Below are 19,425 nucleotides of genomic sequence, written 5' to 3' on the forward strand. Positions count from 1 at the left end.
TGAGGTGCCGCGGCTCGTAATTGTGCACGCCGAAGATCGACAGCTGCCGGCGGACGACTTGCTCGGGGTCGAGCGCGATGGCGCCATTAGGGGCGACGGAACCGGCGAGGACGGCGACGCCCTGGCCATCCAGCGCGGCCAATCCGGTCTGCAAGGCCGCCGATGAGCCGGAGAACTCCAACAAGACGTCGCAGCTTTCCACGTCGTGTGCCGATGCCGCCTCGTCGGTAGCGCCGAATTGCCTTGCCAGCTGCCTTCGTTCGGTGCTGGGATCGACCGCCGTGACCGCCGAGGCGCCGGCCGAGGCCGCAGCCGCGACAGCGGTGAGTCCGAGCATGCCGACCCCTACGACGATGACCTGCCTGCCAGTCAGCGGCCCCGCGCGGTCGATCACCGCCATGACCGTGGCCGTCGCGCAGGCGGCGGGAGCGGCGACGGCGTCACTGAGCTCGTAGTCAACGACCGCGATCGCCAAATTGCTTGGCAGGAAGACATATTCGGCATAGGAGCCGGACAACGCCCAGTCCGAGTCGAGCGCCTCGTGCCCGGCCTTGCGGACAGTGCGGCATTTGGCGGTGACCCCGGCGCGGCAGCGGTCACAGGTTTGGCAGGGCAGCGTGATCGACCAGATGACGCGTTGGCCGGGGTGCAGATCATGACCGTCGACGTCGCGCCTGCCTGCCTGGCCGACTTCAACGACCTCACCGACGGCCTCGTGGCCGAGGATCGACGGGCACGGTTGTACACGATGGCCGCTGACGGTGTGCCGGTCGCTGCCGCACACGGTGGCCAGGCGCACCCGGACGAGCACGTCGGACGGGCCCAATGGCGGCACCGCCACGCGCTCGACGGCGATCCGGTCACCGCCGCGCCATACTGCCGCGGCGGTGGTGTCGATTCGCCGGTCGAGGGTCGCGCTGGTCATGGAGCGCTCACCGCCACCGGGCGCACGCCGAGCAGGCCGGGCAGGTCGGCCACCGAAGGCAGCAGGTGGGTGTGCCGGTGGGCGCCGAGTTCGTCGGCGTCACTGGCTCCCGAGAGGACGCCCACCACCATCGCGGCACCGGAGTTGGTCCCGGCTTCGAGGTCGCGGGGAGTGTCTCCGGCGACCAGGACGCGCGCCACATCGGTCACACCCAGCCGTTCCATGGCCCGAAAGATCATGTAGGGCGCGGGGCGGCCGGCGGCCACATCGCTGCCGCAGACGACGGTGTCCGCCACCGCGTCGCCCATCCAGCCCAGCGCCGATAGCAGCGATTCGACGATGACTCGGTCGAATCCCGTTGTCAGCGCGACCTTCACACCACGCTCGCGCAACGTGGACAGAGCCTCAACGACCCCCGGCAGCGGGTGCGGCGGGTGATCGGCGGCGTAGGCGGTGCTGAGCCGGGCATGAAAATCGGCGACCACCACTTCCAGTTCTCCCACGCTCGGGGGCGTGCCGGAGCGGGAGGTGAGTAGTTCGCGCAGCGCTTCGTGTTTCGAGGCACCGTGCCAGCGGGCGATGTCGGCCTCCGACGGCGATGCCCCGTGGGCGCTCGCGGTCTCGGCGAGCACGCGGTAGACCTGCTGACCGTCGTCGATCGTGGTGCCCGCCATGTCCAGAACCACAACCTCGGGCGGGAAGATCGTCATGTGCTCGACTCCTTAGGGCTTGGCGTTGCGCGTCAGGGCGCAGCGCGCGTCCAGGGTGTTTTCGAGGGTGAAACTGACCAGCCCTGGCAGGTATCGGTCGTCGTGGTATTCGAGGACCTCGCCGACCGGGCTTCGCGTTGTTCGCTCCTGACGCAGCAACGGAACTCCCTCGGGCACACCGAGGTGCTGCGCGTCCAGCGCGTCGGCGGCCACCGCGTCGATCACATGGGACGCCCGGGCGAACTGCACACCCTGTGAAAGCAGGTATGCCCAAAGGGATCCCGAATCGCAGTCGAAGTCGAACAGGCGCCGACCGACGTGCTCGACGAATACGGCGCGCTCGAGCATCGCGGGCTCGTCGTCGAGGTAGCGCAGCCGCAACACCTCGACGACCGGCGCATCGACGTCGACGTGCAGCACCGAGGCGGCGTGCTGGTCGGCCCGCCGCAGCGCCAATTCCAGGGTCCGCTGCCCGGGCGTACGGCCGATCGAGTGCGCCCAAGCCGAATACGACAGCAGGGTGTCGAAGGGCTGTCCGGTCGCGGTGGAGCAGACCACCGGCGGTTTGCCGCGCCCGCCGGCGATGACACCCTCGGCGCGCAGGGTGGCCAGTGCTTGGCGCACCGGTCCGCGCGACGCGTTCCACTGTTCGCACAGCCGAGACTCCGAGGGCAGCGGGGCGCCCACGACCAATTCACCGAGGCGGATCTGTTCCCTCAGGCTGTCGGCGATGACCTCGTGCAGTGCCGTTGCCACGACTTGACTATACATGTGTGGCCGAGGGCTTCACCCGGGCTAACTTTTGAATCATCCTGTTGGTTAAGAGAATCTGAACATTTGCGGCCCAGTACGTTCCGGTGTTGACAGCTGCTGAACCTCTGTCGGAGGGTTCTTGTAATGACAAGTCGGCGCCCTTGGAATCGGAGCCCCAATGACTGACGTCGCCAGCAACGAGAGCGTCGGGAAGTCCATCGACGACGCGAAACTCGGCGTGTTCCACTTCAAGGCAGCGGCGACAGCCGGGGCGGGTTTCTTCACCGACTCCTATGACCTCAACGTCATTGGCTCGGTGACGCTACTGGCCGCACCGCAGTTCCACCTCGGCAGCGGTCAGATCTCGATGCTGACCAGCTCGACGCTTCTCGCGGTCGCGGTGGGCGCGATGGTATTCGGCCGGCTCGGCGACCTCTTCGGCCGCCGGCGCGTGTACGGGCTCGAAGCCGTGCTGATGATCATCGGGGCCCTGGTGTCGGCGTTCGCCCCGAACTTCACGGTGTTGTTGGTCGGCCGACTGATCCTCGGCGTGGGCATCGGCGGTGACTACCCGGCCAGCGGCGTCATCATTACCGAGTACGCCAATGCGCGAAACCGTGGCCAACTCGTCGGCATGACGTTCCTGTTTTATGTGTTCGGCCAGGTCTGCGCCTACCTCGTGAGCCTGCTGGTCCTCGCGGTCGGTGTCGACAACGACCTGGCCTGGCGACTGATCCTCGGGTTGGGTGTACTGCCGTCGATGCTGGTTCTCTACCAGCGCCGCCACATGCCGGAGTCGCCCCGTTGGACGGCCGAGCATGGTGACGAGCGTCAGGCGCGCCAGGACTTCGAGAAGTTCGCCGAGGCGGGCAACCAAACATTCAGTGCAGCAACGGTTTCTAAGGTTTCGGTCAGTGGGCTGCGGTTGGCGTTGACGAATCGCAAGGTGCTCATCACCCTGCTGGGCACCGCCGGAAGCTGGTTCTTCTTCAACGTCGCGGTGTACGGCAACTCGGTGAGTCAGCCGCTGCTGATCAAGACCATCAGCCCGCACGGTTCCACGCTGTCCAACATCGCGCTGAACGCCGTGCTCGTCGTCTGCTTCAGCCTGGTCGGCGCCGTCGCCGGACTCTTCGTTCTCGACCGATGGCCGCGGCGTCGACTCCAAATCATCGGCTTCGGGTTGTGTGGATTGGCCATGCTGCTGATCACCATGGTGCCCAGCCTGAGCACCGCCGTCCTGCCCTTCGGGATTGTCTTCGGTCTCTCGTTGTTCGGCATCGCGTTCGGTCCGAACTACACCACCATGCTGCTGGCCGCCGAGTCGTACCCGACTGCCGTCCGCAGCAGCCTGCACGGCCTGTCGTCGGGTGTCGCCAAGGTCGGCGCATTCGGGGGAGCGCTCGTGGTGCCGCTTATCCTGGCGTCTTCGGGATTACGGGCAGTGACGCTGTTTGCGTTCGGCTGCTACGTCGCGGCGATCGCGACGACACTCTTGCTCCCGGAACCACGCGGCCGTGCGCTCGACGAGGTCAGTGAAGACCTGAAACTCACGACTGTTGCGACAGCTCCCGCGCGTCAACGCGCCGGAAGACTGGTTCAAGCGCAGTACCTGCCACGCGAAGGTTGTCCATAACCGCACGTCAGCGCAGCTTCTCCGAAGTGCCCCCGGCGGGATCCGGATGCTTCAGCGCCGCTGGGGCACCTACACCATGCAAGACGCCGACGCGGACCAGGCACAAGCCGACGTGGCGTCCGCGCACAAGTCAGCCTCTGCGGGCGACGTCTTGGCTCAGGATCTGGGGCCAGGTCTCGACATCGGCCGGGGTGTGCGCCACGGTGAGCGTTGACCGCGGCATCAGTGCGGCAAGCGATTCCGCTGTCGACATCGGATGGGCCGGGTCGCCGACCCAGGCCAGAATCTTCGTCGGCACATCGATTCGTGCGACCGCTTCGCGAGCGGGCAGGTCGCTGAGAGCCGCGCCCCGAAACAGTGACGGCAGCAGCGCGTCGGCCACATCGGGAACTGTTTCGGGCGCGCCGACCGTGGCCGGCGGCGGAATCGCCCCACGCGCCGACGCGATGAATGCCCCGACTCCCTCGGTTTCGATAACTTCGGCCGCAACCCGGTAGATCGCCGCCTGCGCGGGCCGGGTTTCCCACGCGGTGGCCGGCACCATGAGCGTGAGGCCGGCGAAGCGGTCCGGCTCGCGGGCAGCCGCGTGCAGCAGCGTGCCGGTACCCATGGACGGGCCGACTCCGTGCACCCGTTCGCCGGGAAACCACTTGTCGAGCAGCTGCAGAAGATCCTCGGCAAGGCTTTCCCATCGGTAATCCTCCGGGACCTTGCGCCCAGTCGACTTGCCATGGCCGCGTGCGTCGTACCGCAGCAGTCGGGTCCCGCTGAGGCCCCTGCCGAGGTCGAGATTGAGCACCCGGTCACGCGCGCGGCTGGAGGTAAGCCCGTGCAGCTGAACTACCGGATGACCACCTTCGTCGCTCAGTTCAACCGCAAGCTCTGCTCCGGGAACCACGAAAGTGGACATCACGCAACTCTTCTCATGACCGGTCGGCTCGCCCCGGAGCCGACCGCGCAGACCGAGCACTCAGGCTAACTGGGGCGTTAGGGTACCGCCATGCGGCTGACGAACGTGGCGCACCTGCGGCTGCCCTTTGGACGACTCTGGGGCTACGACGTGTCGGTGTCTGACCTCGGCCGGCAGCTCCCGGTGTCTTTCGACCAGCGCATACACGTTGGCGCGGGCGCGCGACCCGGCTCCTGGATGGCTCTGTCCATTCGGTTGCCGGCGGGGGTCAGCCGCCAATCGTTGGCCGATGCGTGGCTGGCTGTGATCGCCCGCCACGGCACCTTACGAACGGCATTCACACCTGGGGTGGACGGCGATCCGCAGCTGAACGAGATCGATATTCACCCAGGCAAGTGGGTAGAGCATGAGATCAGCCCGGGCCAGGCGGTCAACGACGCACTGCGAGTAGTTCTCAATGCGACGTGCTCGCCCTATGAGCGGCCCTCACATCGATTGTGTGTGTTGGAGACTGCCGCCGGATCGACGGTGGTGATCGCTGCCGACCACGCCCACGTGGACATGTGGTCGATGCTGGTGATCGCCCGGGACCTGTTGTCGATGCTCGCCGACGCGCGGATCGGACGTACGTCGTTGCTGCAGCCGCCGCCCGCATTTGTCGTGCACACGCAAGCACTGCTGGACCTTCCCGCCGCACCGGACAGCGTGCGCGCGCGATGGGCACAAATCATCAGCGACAGCGGTGGAGTGATGCCACGGTTCCCGCTGCCGTTGGGTGGGTCGGGGCCGCATCCGGAACGCGTTGAGGTGCGTGACGTGTTCGATGTCGATGACGGCGCCGCGTTCGCGGCGCAGGCACGCGAAGACGGTGTCTCGACGCTGGCACTCGCTGTGGTCGCCATGACTGCGGTGACCCGCGAGTTGGCCGGGGTGCCGCTGCGCGCGGTCTTCCCCGTGCACAGCCGATTTGAAGACAAATGGCACGACTCGGTGGGCTGGTTCATCACCAATTCGGTCCTGGAGTCGGCGGTTGCCGAGCCGCACGCCGCGGCCGCCGCCGTCAAAGAGGCCGTGCAGCTTGGTTCCTGGCCACTGGCCGACGTACTGGCTCCGTGGGGTGGAATGCCCATCGCGCCCGGCATGTTCGCGATTTCCTGGCTGGACCAAAGCAGACTTCCGGTGCGCATCGACTCGGTCGGACTCGACGCCCAGTATGTGAGCGCGAGCGTTGACACCGACGGCGTCATGCTCTGGTTCATCCAGGACGAGTCCGGGCTACATCTGCGATGCCGCTACCCGGATACCGCGGAGGCACGAACCAACGTGGGGGCGTGGCTGGACCTGTTGGTGGCGCGCCTACAGGCACTGGCCCAGTCCTCGGTTCGAGGACTGCTGCGGGTAGGGGGCCGCACATATCGTGTGCAGCGCGCGACGCGCGAAGACGTGGGGGTGATCGCCCAGCTGCTCTCCGACGACGAATTCGGTCAGGATCGCGAAGACGCCGAACTCGAACGCTACGAGGCGGCCTACGACATCGTCGTTCGCAACCGATCCAACTATCTCGGAGTCGTCCTGAACAGTTCCGACATGGTCGTCGCGACCGCGCAATTGACGATCATTCCCGGCCTGTCCCGCGGCGGCTCCACCCGGCTGCAGATCGAGGGATTACGGGTCGCCAAAGCCGAACGCGCACAGGGTCTTGGTACCGCACTCGTCGAGTGGGCACACAACTACGGCCGAGCCCACGGGGCACGGCTGGCGCAGGTGACCACAGACGAGGCTCGCGAAAGGGCTCGGGCGTTCTATGGCCGGCTCGGGTACCACGCCGCGCACGTAGGGCTGAAACGCACCATCTAAGCAAAGTGGCCGGTGTGCGACCGACGCGGCTGCGCGACGCCAGTGACACTGAGGCCCGAAACGGCGTTTTCATCAGCCGAGCTGACTAACGGATACCGTCTGACCTGCAAGAACATGAGTGCCCCCGGCAGGATTCGAACCTGCGGCCTTCTGCTCCGGAGGCAGACGCTCTATCCCCTGAGCTACGGGGGCGCTACGACTTCGGTGTTGCGCCATTGGGCCCCGCCAGACTAGCGCATGTTGGTGGCCGCTTCGTCACCGCAATGGATTCGGGGCGCGGGCACCTCAGCCAATAGGATGGACGCTCGTGACCCCCGCTGACCTCGCTGAGCTGCTCAAGTCCACCGCCTCCGCGGTGCTGGCCGAGCGCGGGCTGGATGCTGCCGCGTTGCCGGCGACGGTCACCGTGGAGCGGCCCCGTAATCCCGAGCACGGCGACTACGCCAGCAACCTGGCGCTGCAGCTGGGCAAGAAGGTCGGCGCCAACCCCCGTGAACTGGCTGGATGGCTGGCCGAGGCGCTCGCACAGGCCGACGGCGTCGCCTCGGCGGAGGTGGCCGGGCCCGGATTCATCAACCTGCGCCTCGAGACGTCGGCGCAGGCCAAGATCGTCAACGCCGTCCTCGACGCCGGCGACACCTTCGGCCACTCCGACGCGCAGGGCGGCCACAAGATCAACCTGGAGTTTGTCTCGGCCAACCCCACCGGACCCATCCACATCGGCGGCACCCGCTGGGCCGCCGTCGGCGATGCCTTGGGACGGCTGCTGGCCACCCAGGGCGCCGATGTCGAGCGCGAGTACTACTTCAACGACCACGGCGCCCAGATCGACCGGTTCGCCAGCTCGCTGATCGCCGCCGCCAAGGGCGAATCGACGCCCGAGGACGGCTATGCCGGCGCCTACATCAACGACATCGCCGCGCAGGTGCTGCAGAAGGCGCCCGACGCGCTGAACCTGCCCGACCCCGACATGCGCGAGACGTTCCGCGCAATCGGCGTCGACCTGATGTTCACCCACATCAAGGAGTCGTTGCACGAGTTCGGCACCGACTTCGACGTCTACACCCACGAAGACTCGATGCACACCAGCGGCCGGGTCGACCAGGCCATCGCCCGGTTGCGTGAGACGGGCAACATCTACGAGAAAGACGGCGCAAGCTGGTTGCGCACCAGCGCTTTTGGTGACGACAAAGACCGCGTCGTGATCAAGAGCGACGGCAAGCCCGCCTACATCGCCGGTGACATCGCCTATTACCTGGACAAGCGGCAGCGCGGCTTCGACCTGTGCATCTACATGCTCGGCGCCGACCACCACGGATACATCGCCCGGCTCAAGGCCGTAGCCGCCGCGTTCGGTGATGACCCGGCGACCGTCGAGGTCCTGATCGGGCAGATGGTCAACCTGGTCCGCGACGGCGCGCCGGTCCGGATGAGCAAGCGGGCCGGAACGGTCATCACGCTCGACGACCTGGTCGAGGCGATCGGCGTCGACGCGGCGCGCTACAGCCTCATCCGCTCCTCGGTCGACACCCCGATCGACATTGACCTGGCGCTGTGGTCGTCGGCCTCGAACGAAAACCCGGTCTACTACGTGCAATACGCGCATGCCCGGCTGTCGGCGCTGGCCCGCAACGCCGCCGAACTCGGCCTGGTGCCCGACACCGGTCACCTCGAGCTGCTCAGCCACGACAAGGAGGGGACGCTGTTGCGTAGCATCGGCGAATTCCCCCGCGTGCTGGAAACGGCTGCGTCCCTGCGGGAACCGCACCGGGTCTGCCGCTACCTGGAAGACCTGGCCGGCGACTACCACCGGTTCTACGACTCGTGCCGTGTTCTCCCCCAGGGCGACGAACAACCCACCGACCTGCACACCGCGCGCCTGGCGCTGTGCGAGGCCACCCGCCAGGTCATCGCCAACGGGCTGACGATCCTGGGCGTCACCGCTCCGGAGCGAATGTGAACGTACACCCGGCCGGTCCGCGGCACGCCGAAGAGACCCGACCCCCCAACAGCCCGCCGCGACCGCAATCCCCCGACGAGCTGCTGCGGCTCGCGCCGAATGTGTGGCCGCGCAACATCATTCGCGACGACACGGGTGTGGCGAGCCTCGCCGGAATCCCGGTGACCCAGCTCGCCCAGGAGTACGGCACCCCGCTGTTCGTCGTCGACGAGGACGACTTCCGTTCCCGCTGCCGCGAGCTGGCGACGGCCTTCGGCGGTGGGCGCAACGTCTGCTACGCGGCGAAGGCCTTCCTGTGCAGCGAGATCGCGCGCTGGGTTGATGAGGAAGGCCTCTCGCTCGACGTGTCCACAGGCGGCGAGCTCGCGGTCGCGCTGCACGCCGACTTCCCGCCAGAGCGGATCACCTTCCACGGCAACAACAAATCCGTCGCGGAGCTGACCGCGGCGGTCAAAGTGGGTGTCGGGCAGATCGTGCTGGACTCGATGACCGAAATCGAGCGCCTCGATGCCATCGCGGGGGAGGCCGGCGTCGTCCAGGATGTCTACGTCCGGCTCACGGTCGGGGTCGAGGCGCACACGCACGAGTTCATCTCCACGGCACACGAAGACCAGAAGTTCGGACTGTCGGTGGCCAGCGGCGCGGCGATGGCCGCGGTGCGCCGGGTGTTCGCCACCGACCACCTGCGACTGGTGGGCCTGCACAGCCACATCGGCTCCCAGATCTTTGACGTCGACGGTTTCGAGGTCGCCGCGCATCGCGTCATCGGATTGCTGCAGCAAATCGTCGACGAATTCGGCGTCGACAAGACGGGGCAGATTTCGACCGTAGATCTCGGTGGGGGACTGGGGATTTCATACCTGGGAACCGACGACCCGCCGCCGGTGGCCGAACTGGCGGCCAAGCTGACGGCCATCGTCGGCAACGAGTCGGCGGCCGTGGGGCTGCCCACCCCGAGGCTGGTGGTGGAGCCCGGACGTGCCATCGCCGGGCCCGGAACCATCACCCTGTATGAGGTGGGCACCGTCAAGGACGTCGACGTGAGCAGCACAGCCCAACGCCGTTATGTCAGCGTCGACGGCGGGATGAGCGACAACATTCGCACCGCGCTCTATGACGCGCAGTACGACGCACGGCTCGTCTCGCGCGACAGCGACGCACCGGCGACGCTGGCGCGGATCGTCGGAAAGCATTGCGAGACCGGTGACATCGTGGTGCGCGACGCGTGGGTGCCCGACGACCTTCGGCCCGGTGACCTGCTCGGGGTCGCGGCGACCGGCGCGTACTGCTATTCGCTGTCGAGCCGCTACAACATGATCTGCCGGCCGGCGGTGGTGGCGGTACGCGCGGGGCGGTCCCGCCTGATCCTGCGCCGCGAGACGGTTGACGATCTATTGAGTCTGGAAGTGAGGTGAACTGTGCCCCGTGACGAAAAGCCGGTCGGCGTAGCGGTACTCGGGTTCGGCAACGTCGGAAGCGAAGTTGTCCGCATCATCGAGGACAGCGCCGACGACCTCGCGGCTCGGGTGGGCGCGCCGCTGGTGTTGCGCGGCGTCGGAGTGCGGCGGGTCGCCGCCGACCGCGGTGTCCCGATCGAGTTGCTCACCGACAACATCGAGGAACTCGTCTCCCGCGAGGACGTCGACATCGTCTTGGAGCTGATGGGGCCGGTCGAACCTGCCCGCAAGGCCATCCTGCGCGCGCTCGAGCACGGCAAATCCGTCGTCACGGCGAACAAGGCGCTGCTGGCGACCTCCACCGGGGAATTGGCGCAGGCCGCCGAAAACGCCCACGTCGACCTGTATTTCGAGGCGGCGGTTGCCGGTGCGATCCCGGTCATCCGCCCGCTTACCCAGTCGCTGGCGGGTGACACCGTGCTGCGGGTCGCCGGCATCGTCAACGGCACCACCAACTACATCCTGTCCGCAATGGACAGCACCGGCGCCGACTACCAGACCGCGCTGGCCGAGGCGAGCGCGCTGGGCTACGCCGAGGCCGATCCCACGGCCGACGTCGAAGGCTACGACGCCGCGGCCAAAGCCGCGATCCTGGCATCGATCGCCTTTCACACCCGAGTCACCGCCGACGACGTCTATCGCGAGGGCATCACCAAAATCACCCCGGCCGACTTCGTCTCCGCGCGGTCGCTGGGCTGCACCATCAAGCTGCTGTCCATCTGCGAGCGCATCCCGGGCGACGATGGACAGGAACGGGTCTCGGCCCGCGTCTACCCGGCGCTGGTGCCGTTGTCGCACCCGTTGGCCACCGTCAACGGGGCGTTCAACGCCGTGGTGGTCGAGGCCAAGGCGGCCGGTCGGCTGATGTTCTACGGGCAGGGCGCCGGTGGCGCACCCACCGCATCCGCGGTCACCGGTGACTTGGTGATGGCCGCCCGCAACCGGGTGCTGGGCAGCCGCGGGCCGAAAGAATCCAAGTACGCCCAGCTTCCCATCGCCCCAATGGGTTTCATCAACACCCGCTACTACGTCAGCATGAACGTCGCCGACAAGCCCGGAGTGTTGTCCACGGTGGCGGCCGAATTCGCCAAGCGCGAGGTGAGCATCGCCGAGGTCCGGCAGGAGGGCGTGTCCGACGAGGGCGGGCGACGGGTGGGCGCCCGTGTCGTGGTGGTCACCCACAGCGCCACCGACGCCGCGCTCTCCGAAACCGTCGATGCGCTGGCGGATTTGGATGTCGTGCAAGGCGTTACCAGTGTGCTGCGATTGGAAGAGACCGGTTCATGAGCGTCCCGCATACCGCCGTGCACCAACCGTGGCCCGGACTGATCGCGGCGTACCGCGACCGGCTGCCGGTCGGCGACGACTGGACCCCGGTCACCCTGCTCGAGGGCGGCACCCCGCTGATCGCGGCAACTCGTCTCTCGGAAAAGACCGGCTGCACGGTCCACCTAAAGGTCGAGGGCCTCAACCCGACCGGCTCGTTCAAGGACCGGGGCATGACCATGGCGGTCACCGACGCACTGGCGCGGGGCCAACAGGCCGTGTTGTGCGCCTCGACCGGCAATACCTCGGCGTCGGCGGCGGCATACGCCGCACGCGCGGGCATCACCTGCGCGGTGCTCATCCCGCAGGGCAAGATCGCGATGGGCAAGCTGGCGCAGGCGGTCATGCACGGCGCCAAGATCATTCAGATCGACGGCAACTTCGACGACTGCCTGGAACTGGCTCGCAAAATGGCCGCCGACTTCCCGACGATCGCGTTGGTCAACTCCGTCAACCCGGTCCGCATCGAGGGCCAGAAGACGGCGGCGTTCGAGATCGTCGACGCGCTGGGTGCCGCGCCGGACGTGCACGCTCTTCCGGTGGGCAACGCGGGCAACATCACCGCGTACTGGAAGGGCTACACCGAGTACCACCAGGACGGCGTGATCGACAAGCTGCCCCGGATGCTGGGCACCCAGGCGGCCGGCGCCGCGCCACTGGTACACGGCGCCCCGGTCAGCAACCCCGAGACGATCGCGACCGCGATACGGATCGGCGCGCCCGCCTCGTGGGCGGCCGCGGTCAACGCGCAGCAGCAGTCCAACGGACGGTTTCTGGCCGCCACCGACGAGGAGATCCTCGCGGCGTATCACCTGGTGGCCGAAAGTGAAGGCGTCTTCGTCGAGCCCGCCTCGGCGGCCAGCATCGCGGGTCTGCTCAAGGCCGTTGACGACGGTTGGGTCGCGCGCGGATCGACCGTGGTGTGTACGGTGACCGGCAATGGCCTCAAGGACCCCGACACGGCGCTGAAGGACATGCCGACCGTCTCCCCGCTGCCGGTTGATCCGGTGCTCGTCGTCGAGAAGCTGGGGCTCTCCTGAATGAGAACCTGTCGGTGAGCCAGATGCTGCCCGCCGGGCTGGTAGCGAGCGCCGTGGTGTCGGCGTCCAGTGCCAACCTCGGTCCCGGTTTCGACAGCATCGGTTTGGCGCTGAGCCTCTGCGATGAGATCGTCGTGGAGACAACGGATTCCGGCCTGGTCGTGCTGGTCGAAGGGGAGGGTGCCGAACAGGTGCCGCGGGGCCCCGAACACCTGGTGGTGCGCGCCGTGGAATGCGGACTGCGCGCCGTGGGCGTCCACGCCCCGGGCCTGGTGGTCCGCTGCCGCAATGCCATTCCGCACTCCCGCGGTCTGGGCTCTTCCGCGGCGGCCGTGGTCGGAGGCCTGGCTGCGGCCAATGGTCTTGTGGCGCAGACGGATTGGAAACCGCTGAGCGATGCCCAGCTGATCCAGCTGTCCTCTGAGTTCGAGGGCCACCCCGACAACGCCGCGGCGGCCGTGCTGGGTGGTGCGGTGGTCTCCTGGATCGACCGCTCCGGTGACCGTCCCCGGTATTCCGCGGTGCCCGTGCGCCTCCACCCGGACATCCGGCTGTACTGCGCGATACCCCAGGAGCGCTCGTTGACCGCGGAGACCCGGGTGTTATTGCCCGCCCAGGTGAGTCACGAGGACGCCCGGTTCAACGTCAGCCGCGCCGCCTTGCTGGTGGTGGCGTTGAGCGAACGTCCGGACATGCTCATGCCGGCCACCGAGGATGTGCTCCATCAACCGCAGCGCGCTCCCGCGATGCCGGCCTCCGCGGAATATTTGCGACTGTTGCGGCGTCATAACGTGGCAGCGACACTTTCGGGGGCCGGTCCGGCGCTGATTGCGCTGAGCATTGCGCAGGAGTTACCCACGGAAGTGCTGGAGTACGGGGCCGCGAACGGATTTGCCCTCACTGAGATGACCGCCGGCGAAGGAGTTCGCTGGAGCCCGGGAGTCACAGTCCCTGGTTGATCCACAGCGTGGCCGGAGGGTTTGCTTGCTTCCAGGCAGGATGCGGGCTATCCTCGGACCCGTCCAGCAATCGCAGCATCTGCATCTGCATACATACTGCCTTGCCGCTAGGACAACACCAATTCTTCTCGTGGACGAGGTTCGCCGCTTACTCCGCCGATTAAGGCGATCACCGTTGCAGAGTCGATATTTGGGCGCACTCGGCGATTTGGCTGAATGCAACGAACCCCCCGGATGACCTGATCAGCGGGGGAAGAAAGGAAATCCGTGACCGATACGGACCTGTTCACGGCTGACGCGAGCACCGAAAGCAACGAGGTGCCGAGCGCTGTGACCCCAGACACACCCGATGTCAAAACCAAAGCCACGGTTGGCTCGCTGTCGACCATGGTGCTTCCCGAATTGCGCGCGTTGGCTAACGAGGTCGGCGTCAAGGGAACGTCGGGCATGCGCAAGAACGAACTCATCGCCGCCATAAAGGAAATCAGGGGACAGTCCAACGGGACTTCCGCCCCTGCCACCCCCGAGGACGGCGCCAAGTCCGAGGCCGCCGGCGCCGAAGCGCCTTCCGGCGAGGACCACCAGAACGGTTCGACAACCGAGGCGCCCCGCCGCGAACGGCGCAGCGCCTCCCGCGAGCCGGGATCAGCCCGCACCGCCGACGAAGCGGATGGCGAGCGCTCACGCAACCGCGAGGGCAATGCGACCGGCGAGGACCACACCCGCCAGGGCGGCAAGCGCGACAACCAGAGCGACGAGCGCGGCCAGGACTCCGGCAGCGAGCAAAGCGGTGATCAGCAGGGCTCGGGCGGCCAGCAGCCTCGTGGCGGCTCGAACCAGCAGGACGACGACGGCGAGGGTCGTGGAGGCAGGCGTGGTCGCCGCTTCCGCGATCGCAGGCGTCGCGGTGAGCGGTCCGGCGAGGGCGGCGACACCGAACTGCGCGAGGACGACGTCGTGCAGCCGGTCGCCGGAATCCTTGACGTTCTCGACAATTACGCGTTCGTCCGCACCTCCGGTTACCTGGCCGGTCCGCACGACGTCTACGTGTCCATGAACATGGTGCGCAAGAACGGCCTGCGCCGCGGCGACGCGGTGACCGGCGCGGTCCGCGTGCCGAAGGACGGCGAACAGCCCAACCAGCGTCAGAAGTTCAACCCGCTGGTCCGCCTGGACAGTGTCAACGGCGGGCCGGTCGAGGACGCAAAAAAGCGCCCCGATTTCTCCAAGCTGACGCCGCTCTACCCGAACCAGCGGCTTCGCCTGGAAACCACCCCGGACCGGCTGACCACCCGGGTCATCGACCTGATCATGCCGATCGGTAAGGGCCAGCGCGCCCTGATCGTTTCGCCGCCGAAGGCCGGTAAGACGACCATCCTGCAGGACATCGCCAACGCGATCACCAGGAACAACCCGGAATGCCACCTCATGGTCGTGCTCGTCGATGAGCGCCCCGAGGAGGTCACCGACATGACGCGTTCCGTCAAGGGTGAGGTCATCGCCTCGACCTTCGACCGGCCGCCGTCGGACCACACCTCCGTCGCCGAACTGGCCATCGAGCGCGCCAAGCGGCTCGTTGAGCAGGGCAAAGACGTGGTGGTGCTACTCGACTCGATCACCCGTCTGGGCCGCGCCTACAACAACGCGTCGCCCGCGTCGGGCCGGATCCTCTCCGGTGGTGTCGACTCGACCGCGCTGTACCCGCCCAAGCGTTTCCTGGGTGCCGCACGAAACATCGAGGAAGGCGGATCGCTGACGATCATTGCCACGGCAATGGTCGAGACCGGGTCCACCGGTGACACCGTCATCTTCGAGGAGTTCAAGGGCACCGGTAACGCCGAGCTCAAGCTGGACCGCAAGATCTCCGAACGACGGGTCTTCCCGGCGGTCGACGTGAACCCCTCCGGTACCCGCAAGGACGAGCTGCTGCTCTCGCCGGACGAGTTCGCGATCGTGCACAAGCTGCGCCGCGTGCTGTCGGGTCTGGACTCTCACCAGGCCATCGACCTGCTGATGTCGCAGCTGCGCAAGACCAAGAACAACTACGAGTTCCTGGTGCAGGTATCCAAGACGACACCGGGATCGATGGACAACGACTGACCGCGGGGCGCGTTCTACGGCGTGTCGTCACCGCGACACTTAAACCACGCAGACGACACGCCGGCAAACCCCGCCATGGTTTATGTCTCGCCGCAACCCAGGCGCCGGGAATGCCGACGGGTACCCCGTTGTTTGGGAGAACAGCGGTTGACCCGGCATAATCGGTGCTCGACAAGATCGAAGAGGACAGCATGAAATCTGACATTCATCCCGCTTACGCGGAGACCACCGTGCACTGCGGGTGCGGAAACACGTTCCAGACCCGCAGCACGAAGCCGGGCGGCAACATCGTTGTCGAGGTGTGCTCGCAGTGCCACCCGTTCTACACCGGCAAGCAGAAGATTCTGGACAGCGGTGGCCGCGTGGCGCGCTTCGAGAAGCGGTACGGCAAGCGCAAGGGTGCGGACAACACCGACAAATAGCTGCGTTGCCGACGCCCGAACTGTGCGAGAGCACAGGCCGGGCGTCGGTTTGCGTTTACGGCAAATGAGAACGCGGGGCTGAACGGGCAGGAGGTGAGATGTGACGCAGCCGGTGCAGACCATTGATGTGCTGCTGGCCGAACACGCCGAGCTCGAGCAACGGCTGGCGGATCCCGACCTGCACAGCAATCCCGCCGAGGCGCGCAAAGCCGGCCGCCGGTTCGCCCGATTGGCTCCGATCGTCGCGACGTATCGCAAGCTGGAGTCGGCGCGCGGTGACCTGGAGGCGGCGCGCGAGTTGGCCGCCGACGACGAGTCGTTCGCCAACGAGGTGCCCGAACTGGAATCACGGGTCGCCGAACTGGACACCCAACTCACCGACATGCTGGCCCCGCGCGACCCGCATGACGCCGACGACATCGTGCTCGAGGTCAAATCCGGCGAGGGCGGCGAGGAATCGGCTTTGTTCGCGGCGGATCTGGCCAGGATGTACATCCGCTATGCCGAGCGGCACGGCTGGAACGTGACCGTGCTGGACGAGACGACGTCGGACCTTGGTGGCTATAAGGACGCGACGCTCAGTATCGCCAGCAAGGGCGACTCGGCCGACGGAGTGTGGTCGCGCATGAAGTTCGAGGGCGGGGTGCACCGGGTGCAGCGCGTCCCCGTGACGGAATCCCAAGGCCGCGTACACACTTCGGCGGCGGGCGTATTGGTCTATCCCGAGCCAGAAGAAGTGGGCGAGGTGCAGATCGACGAGTCGGATCTGCGCATCGACGTGTACCGCTCGTCCGGCAAGGGCGGGCAGGGGGTGAACACCACCGACTCCGCGGTGCGAATCACGCACCTGCCTACCGGCATCGTGGTCACGTGCCAGAACGAACGCTCACAGCTGCAGAACAAGACGCGGGCGTTGCAGGTGCTGGCCGCCCGCCTGCAGGCTTTGGCCGAAGAGCAGGCGCTGGCCGACGCGTCGGCCGACCGGGCCAGCCAGATCCGGACCGTCGACCGCAGCGAACGCATTCGCACCTACAACTTCCCGGAGAACCGGATCACCGACCACCGAATCGGTTACAAGGCACACAATCTCGATCAAGTACTCGACGGGGACCTGGACGCGATGTTCGACGCGTTGGGTGCCGCCGACAGGCAGTCCCGGTTGCAACAGGCATGAGTACGTTGCGGCGCGCGATCGACTCCGCTACGGCGACGCTCGCCGAAGCGGGAATCGATTCCGCCCGCTGGGACGCCGAGGAGCTCGCCGCGCACCTGACGGGCACCGAGCGCGGCCGGCTGGCCTTGCTCGACTCGCCCGGCGACGACTTCCTCGGTCGTTACCGCGATGTCGTGGCCGCACGCTCCCGGCGGGTGCCCCTGCAGCATCTCACCGGCGCCGCCGCATTCGGACCGCTGATGCTGCACGTCGGTCCCGGCGTCTTCATCCCGCGCCCGGAAACCGAGGCCCTTTTGGCGTGGGTGACCGAACAGCGCCTCCCCGCCCGGCCCGTCATCGTCGATCTGTGCACCGGTTCAGGCGCATTGGCGGTGGCGCTGGCCCAGCACCACCCCACGGCGCGGATCATCGGCATCGATGACTCCGGGTCGGCCCTCGAGTACGCGCGTCGCAACGCGGCGGGCACCCCGGTCGAACTCCTGCGGGCTGACGTCACAGCCCGTGGACTGCTTCCCGAACTGGACGGCGGAGTCGACTTGGTGGTGGCCAATCCGCCCTACCTTCCCGACGCGGCGGCGGTGGAACCCGAAGTCGCCCAACACGATCCACGTCATGCGGTGTTCGGCGGCCCGGACGGAATGGCGGTGATCGGCCCCATCGTCCGCCTGGCCGGACGCTGGCTTCGGCCGGGCGGCATCTTTGCCGTCGAACATGACGACATGACGTCCCAGCAGACCGTCGAGTTGATCTGTGAGACAGGGCTTTTCGATGACGTCGCGGCCCGTCATGACCTGGCCGGCCGGCCGAGGTTCGTCACCGCCCGCAGAAGGAGCGGCGCTGATGACTGAAGTCTTCGACTGCTCCGATCCCGACCAACGTTCGCGGGGAATCGCCTCGGCGGCAGGGGCGCTTAAGGGTGGCCGATTGGTCGTCATGCCGACCGACACCGTCTACGGCATCGGCGCCGACGCTTTCAACAGCGCCGCCGTGGCCGCCCTGCTGTCGGCGAAGGGGCGGGGACGCGATATGCCGGTCGGCGTGCTGGTCGGCTCGTGGCACACCATCGAGGGTCTCGTCTACACCATGCCGGACGGGGCGCGCGACCTGATCCGCGCATTCTGGCCGGGCGCGCTGAGCCTGGTGGTGACGCAGGCGCCGTCGCTGCAGTGGGACCTCGGCGATGCACGCGGCACCGTGATGCTGCGGATGCCGCTGCACCCGGTCGCCATCGAGCTGTTGCGCGAAGTCGGGCCCATGGCGGTGTCCAGCGCGAACGTGTCCGGCCGTCCGCCCGCGGTGGATGCCGGCGAGGCCCGTAATCAGCTCGGCGATCTCGTCGACGTCTATCTCGACGCGGGGACGGCCGAGCAGCAGGCCGCCTCCACGATCGTCGACCTCACCGGTCCCGCCGCGCGGATCCTGCGGCCCGGCCCGGTGAGCGCCGAACGGATCGCGGAAGTGCTCGGCGTGGACCCCGAAAGCCTGACCGCCCAGGCCTAACCCGAGCGGTTCTCTGGTTGCCAGGTTGGTGCAGTACGGTCTCGACGTGTCCAGCGACGTAACCGACCTTGCCAGTGGTTTGCTCGCCCTGGCCGACCGCGGCACCGGTGTCCCGCTGCGCGAGCTTGCACTCGTTGGACTGACCGCGGCCATCATCACGTACTTCGCCACCGGTCCCGTTCGCGTGCTCGCCACCCGGCTGGGTGCGGTTGCCTATCCGCGGGAACGTGACGTACACGTGACCCCGACCCCCCGCATGGGCGGACTGGCGATGTTCCTCGGCGTCCTTTCGGCGGTCTTCCTGGCGTCCCAGCTTCCGGCGCTCACCCGCGGGTTCGTCTATTCGACGGGTATGCCGGCGGTGCTGGTGGCCGGCGCGGTGATCATGGGCATCGGCCTCATCGACGATCGTTGGGGGCTCGACGCCCTGACGAAGTTCGCCGGCCAGATCACCGCGGCCAGTCCGTCGAGTCCGTCGACGAAGTTCATCGCGTTGACGATGGACACCGTGAGCGCCAGCGTGAGCAGGATCGACGAGGCTTGGTCCAGCACGATGGTGCCGACACCGCCGATCGGGATGTAGAGGACGCTCCAGGCCACGCCCATGGTGACCAGCACGCTGGCCGCGGTGATCTGGCCGGCGAACTTCGTCAGGGCGTCGAGCCCCCAACGATCGTCGATGAGGCCGATGCCCGT

Annotated in this window: 16 protein-coding genes, 1 tRNA gene and 2 pseudogenes; 13 read left to right on the top strand and 6 right to left on the bottom strand. The window is 67.2% G+C overall.

All coding sequences use genetic code 11. The features are described 5' to 3' along the window. From A5709_RS08210 to A5709_RS08220, 3 genes are all read right to left on the bottom strand, one after another. The coding region (locus A5709_RS08210; RefSeq protein WP_068119325.1) for an alcohol dehydrogenase catalytic domain-containing protein at positions 1 to 925 on the bottom strand (925 nt) is incomplete at its 3' end. Next, on the bottom strand, positions 922 to 1,635 hold the full coding sequence (locus tag A5709_RS08215) for a phosphonatase-like hydrolase (protein WP_067951055.1): 714 nt from the start codon (positions 1,633 to 1,635) through the stop codon (positions 922 to 924). The genes A5709_RS08210 and A5709_RS08215, both read right to left, overlap by 4 nt. 12 nt (positions 1,636 to 1,647) lie before the next feature. Beyond that, positions 1,648 to 2,391: a GntR family transcriptional regulator gene (locus A5709_RS08220; protein WP_082973819.1), complete on the bottom strand. Its 744-nt coding sequence runs from the start codon at positions 2,389 to 2,391 to the stop codon at positions 1,648 to 1,650. A gap of 175 nt (positions 2,392 to 2,566) precedes the next feature. Between A5709_RS08220 and A5709_RS08225 the strand changes: the two genes are divergently transcribed. Continuing rightward, complete coding sequence (locus A5709_RS08225) at positions 2,567 to 4,024, top strand: MFS transporter (protein ID WP_068119328.1); 1,458 nt, start codon at positions 2,567 to 2,569, stop codon at positions 4,022 to 4,024. A 130-nt stretch (positions 4,025 to 4,154) separates the two neighbouring features. Here A5709_RS08225 and A5709_RS08230 read toward each other — a convergent pair whose 3' ends face one another. Then, a complete protein-coding gene (locus tag A5709_RS08230; RefSeq protein ID WP_068012700.1) occupies positions 4,155 to 4,934 on the bottom strand; it encodes an alpha/beta fold hydrolase in 780 nt (259 codons plus the stop codon). Between the two features lie 90 nt (positions 4,935 to 5,024). Between A5709_RS08230 and A5709_RS08235 the strand changes: the two genes are divergently transcribed. Further along, positions 5,025 to 6,791 carry a GNAT family N-acetyltransferase gene (locus tag A5709_RS08235; RefSeq protein ID WP_068012698.1) on the top strand — a complete coding sequence of 589 codons (1,767 nt, stop codon included), beginning with the start codon at positions 5,025 to 5,027 and terminating at the stop codon, positions 6,789 to 6,791. A 119-nt stretch (positions 6,792 to 6,910) separates the two neighbouring features. Here A5709_RS08235 and A5709_RS08240 read toward each other — a convergent pair. Next, positions 6,911 to 6,983 (bottom strand) — tRNA-Arg (locus tag A5709_RS08240). 115 nt (positions 6,984 to 7,098) lie between these two features. Between A5709_RS08240 and argS the strand changes: the two genes are divergently transcribed. The 11 genes and pseudogenes from argS to A5709_RS08295 all read left to right on the top strand — a co-directional run. Next, the gene (gene argS, locus A5709_RS08245) at positions 7,099 to 8,751 is read left to right on the top strand and encodes an arginine--tRNA ligase (RefSeq protein WP_068012696.1); all 1,653 of its coding nucleotides are present in this window, start codon (positions 7,099 to 7,101) and stop codon (positions 8,749 to 8,751) included. Then, positions 8,748 to 10,166 carry a diaminopimelate decarboxylase gene (gene lysA / locus A5709_RS08250; protein WP_068119332.1) on the top strand — a complete coding sequence of 473 codons (1,419 nt, stop codon included), beginning with the start codon at positions 8,748 to 8,750 and terminating at the stop codon, positions 10,164 to 10,166. The genes argS and lysA overlap by 4 nt, the downstream gene beginning before the upstream one ends. A gap of 3 nt (positions 10,167 to 10,169) precedes the next feature. Continuing rightward, positions 10,170 to 11,495, top strand: coding sequence for a homoserine dehydrogenase (locus tag A5709_RS08255; protein ID WP_067951044.1), 1,326 nt, complete (start codon positions 10,170 to 10,172; stop codon positions 11,493 to 11,495). Further along, on the top strand, positions 11,492 to 12,574 hold the full coding sequence (thrC, locus tag A5709_RS08260) for a threonine synthase (RefSeq protein ID WP_067951042.1): 1,083 nt from the start codon (positions 11,492 to 11,494) through the stop codon (positions 12,572 to 12,574). The genes A5709_RS08255 and thrC overlap by 4 nt, the downstream gene beginning before the upstream one ends. 23 nt (positions 12,575 to 12,597) lie before the next feature. Beyond that, entirely contained in the window at positions 12,598 to 13,533 is a 936-nt protein-coding gene (thrB, locus tag A5709_RS08265) for a homoserine kinase (RefSeq protein WP_067951039.1), read from the top strand. Between the two features lie 267 nt (positions 13,534 to 13,800). Beyond that, positions 13,801 to 15,633, top strand: coding sequence for a transcription termination factor Rho (gene rho, locus A5709_RS08270; RefSeq protein WP_067951038.1), 1,833 nt, complete (start codon positions 13,801 to 13,803; stop codon positions 15,631 to 15,633). Positions 15,634 to 15,824: 191 nt separating this feature from the next. Beyond that, the gene (gene rpmE / locus A5709_RS08275; protein ID WP_067951093.1) at positions 15,825 to 16,055 is read left to right on the top strand and encodes a 50S ribosomal protein L31; all 231 of its coding nucleotides are present in this window, start codon (positions 15,825 to 15,827) and stop codon (positions 16,053 to 16,055) included. Positions 16,056 to 16,155: 100 nt separating this feature from the next. Next, the gene (gene prfA / locus A5709_RS08280; protein ID WP_067951036.1) at positions 16,156 to 17,229 is read left to right on the top strand and encodes a peptide chain release factor 1; all 1,074 of its coding nucleotides are present in this window, start codon (positions 16,156 to 16,158) and stop codon (positions 17,227 to 17,229) included. After that, the gene (gene prmC / locus A5709_RS08285) at positions 17,226 to 18,077 is read left to right on the top strand and encodes a peptide chain release factor N(5)-glutamine methyltransferase (protein ID WP_068119334.1); all 852 of its coding nucleotides are present in this window, start codon (positions 17,226 to 17,228) and stop codon (positions 18,075 to 18,077) included. Before prfA ends, prmC begins: the two co-directional genes overlap by 4 nt. After that, complete coding sequence (locus tag A5709_RS08290; RefSeq protein WP_067951033.1) at positions 18,070 to 18,729, top strand: L-threonylcarbamoyladenylate synthase; 660 nt, start codon at positions 18,070 to 18,072, stop codon at positions 18,727 to 18,729. Before prmC ends, A5709_RS08290 begins: the two co-directional genes overlap by 8 nt. A gap of 28 nt (positions 18,730 to 18,757) precedes the next feature. Next, positions 18,758 to 19,306 (top strand): annotated as a pseudogene (locus A5709_RS08295) (undecaprenyl-phosphate alpha-N-acetylglucosaminyl 1-phosphate transferase); the annotation flags it as partial. Here A5709_RS08295 and A5709_RS27305 read toward each other — a convergent pair. Next, positions 19,237 to 19,419 (bottom strand): annotated as a pseudogene (locus tag A5709_RS27305) (undecaprenyl-phosphate alpha-N-acetylglucosaminyl 1-phosphate transferase); the annotation flags it as partial. The pseudogenes A5709_RS08295 and A5709_RS27305 overlap by 70 nt on opposite strands. Positions 19,420 to 19,425: the final 6 nt, after the last annotated feature.

Origin of the sequence: Mycobacterium sp. E1386 (assembly GCF_001672745.1) — a bacterium.
Taxonomy (GTDB): domain Bacteria; phylum Actinomycetota; class Actinomycetes; order Mycobacteriales; family Mycobacteriaceae; genus Mycobacterium.

Excerpts from the sequence above, each read along its gene's own strand:
- A5709_RS08215 (WP_067951055.1), bottom strand. The coding sequence starts at position 1,635 with ATGACGATCTTCCCGCCCGAGGTTGTGGTTCTGGACATGGCGGGCACC.
- A5709_RS08225 (WP_068119328.1), top strand. The coding sequence starts at position 2,567 with ATGACTGACGTCGCCAGCAACGAGAGCGTCGGGAAGTCCATCGACGAC.
- A5709_RS08230 (WP_068012700.1), bottom strand. The coding sequence starts at position 4,934 with ATGTCCACTTTCGTGGTTCCCGGAGCAGAGCTTGCGGTTGAACTGAGC.
- A5709_RS08235 (WP_068012698.1), top strand. The coding sequence starts at position 5,025 with ATGCGGCTGACGAACGTGGCGCACCTGCGGCTGCCCTTTGGACGACTC.
- thrC (WP_067951042.1), top strand. The coding sequence starts at position 11,492 with ATGAGCGTCCCGCATACCGCCGTGCACCAACCGTGGCCCGGACTGATC.
- thrB (WP_067951039.1), top strand. The coding sequence starts at position 12,598 with ATGCTGCCCGCCGGGCTGGTAGCGAGCGCCGTGGTGTCGGCGTCCAGT.
- rpmE (WP_067951093.1), top strand. The coding sequence starts at position 15,825 with ATGAAATCTGACATTCATCCCGCTTACGCGGAGACCACCGTGCACTGC.
- prmC (WP_068119334.1), top strand. The coding sequence starts at position 17,226 with ATGAGTACGTTGCGGCGCGCGATCGACTCCGCTACGGCGACGCTCGCC.
- A5709_RS08290 (WP_067951033.1), top strand. The coding sequence starts at position 18,070 with ATGACTGAAGTCTTCGACTGCTCCGATCCCGACCAACGTTCGCGGGGA.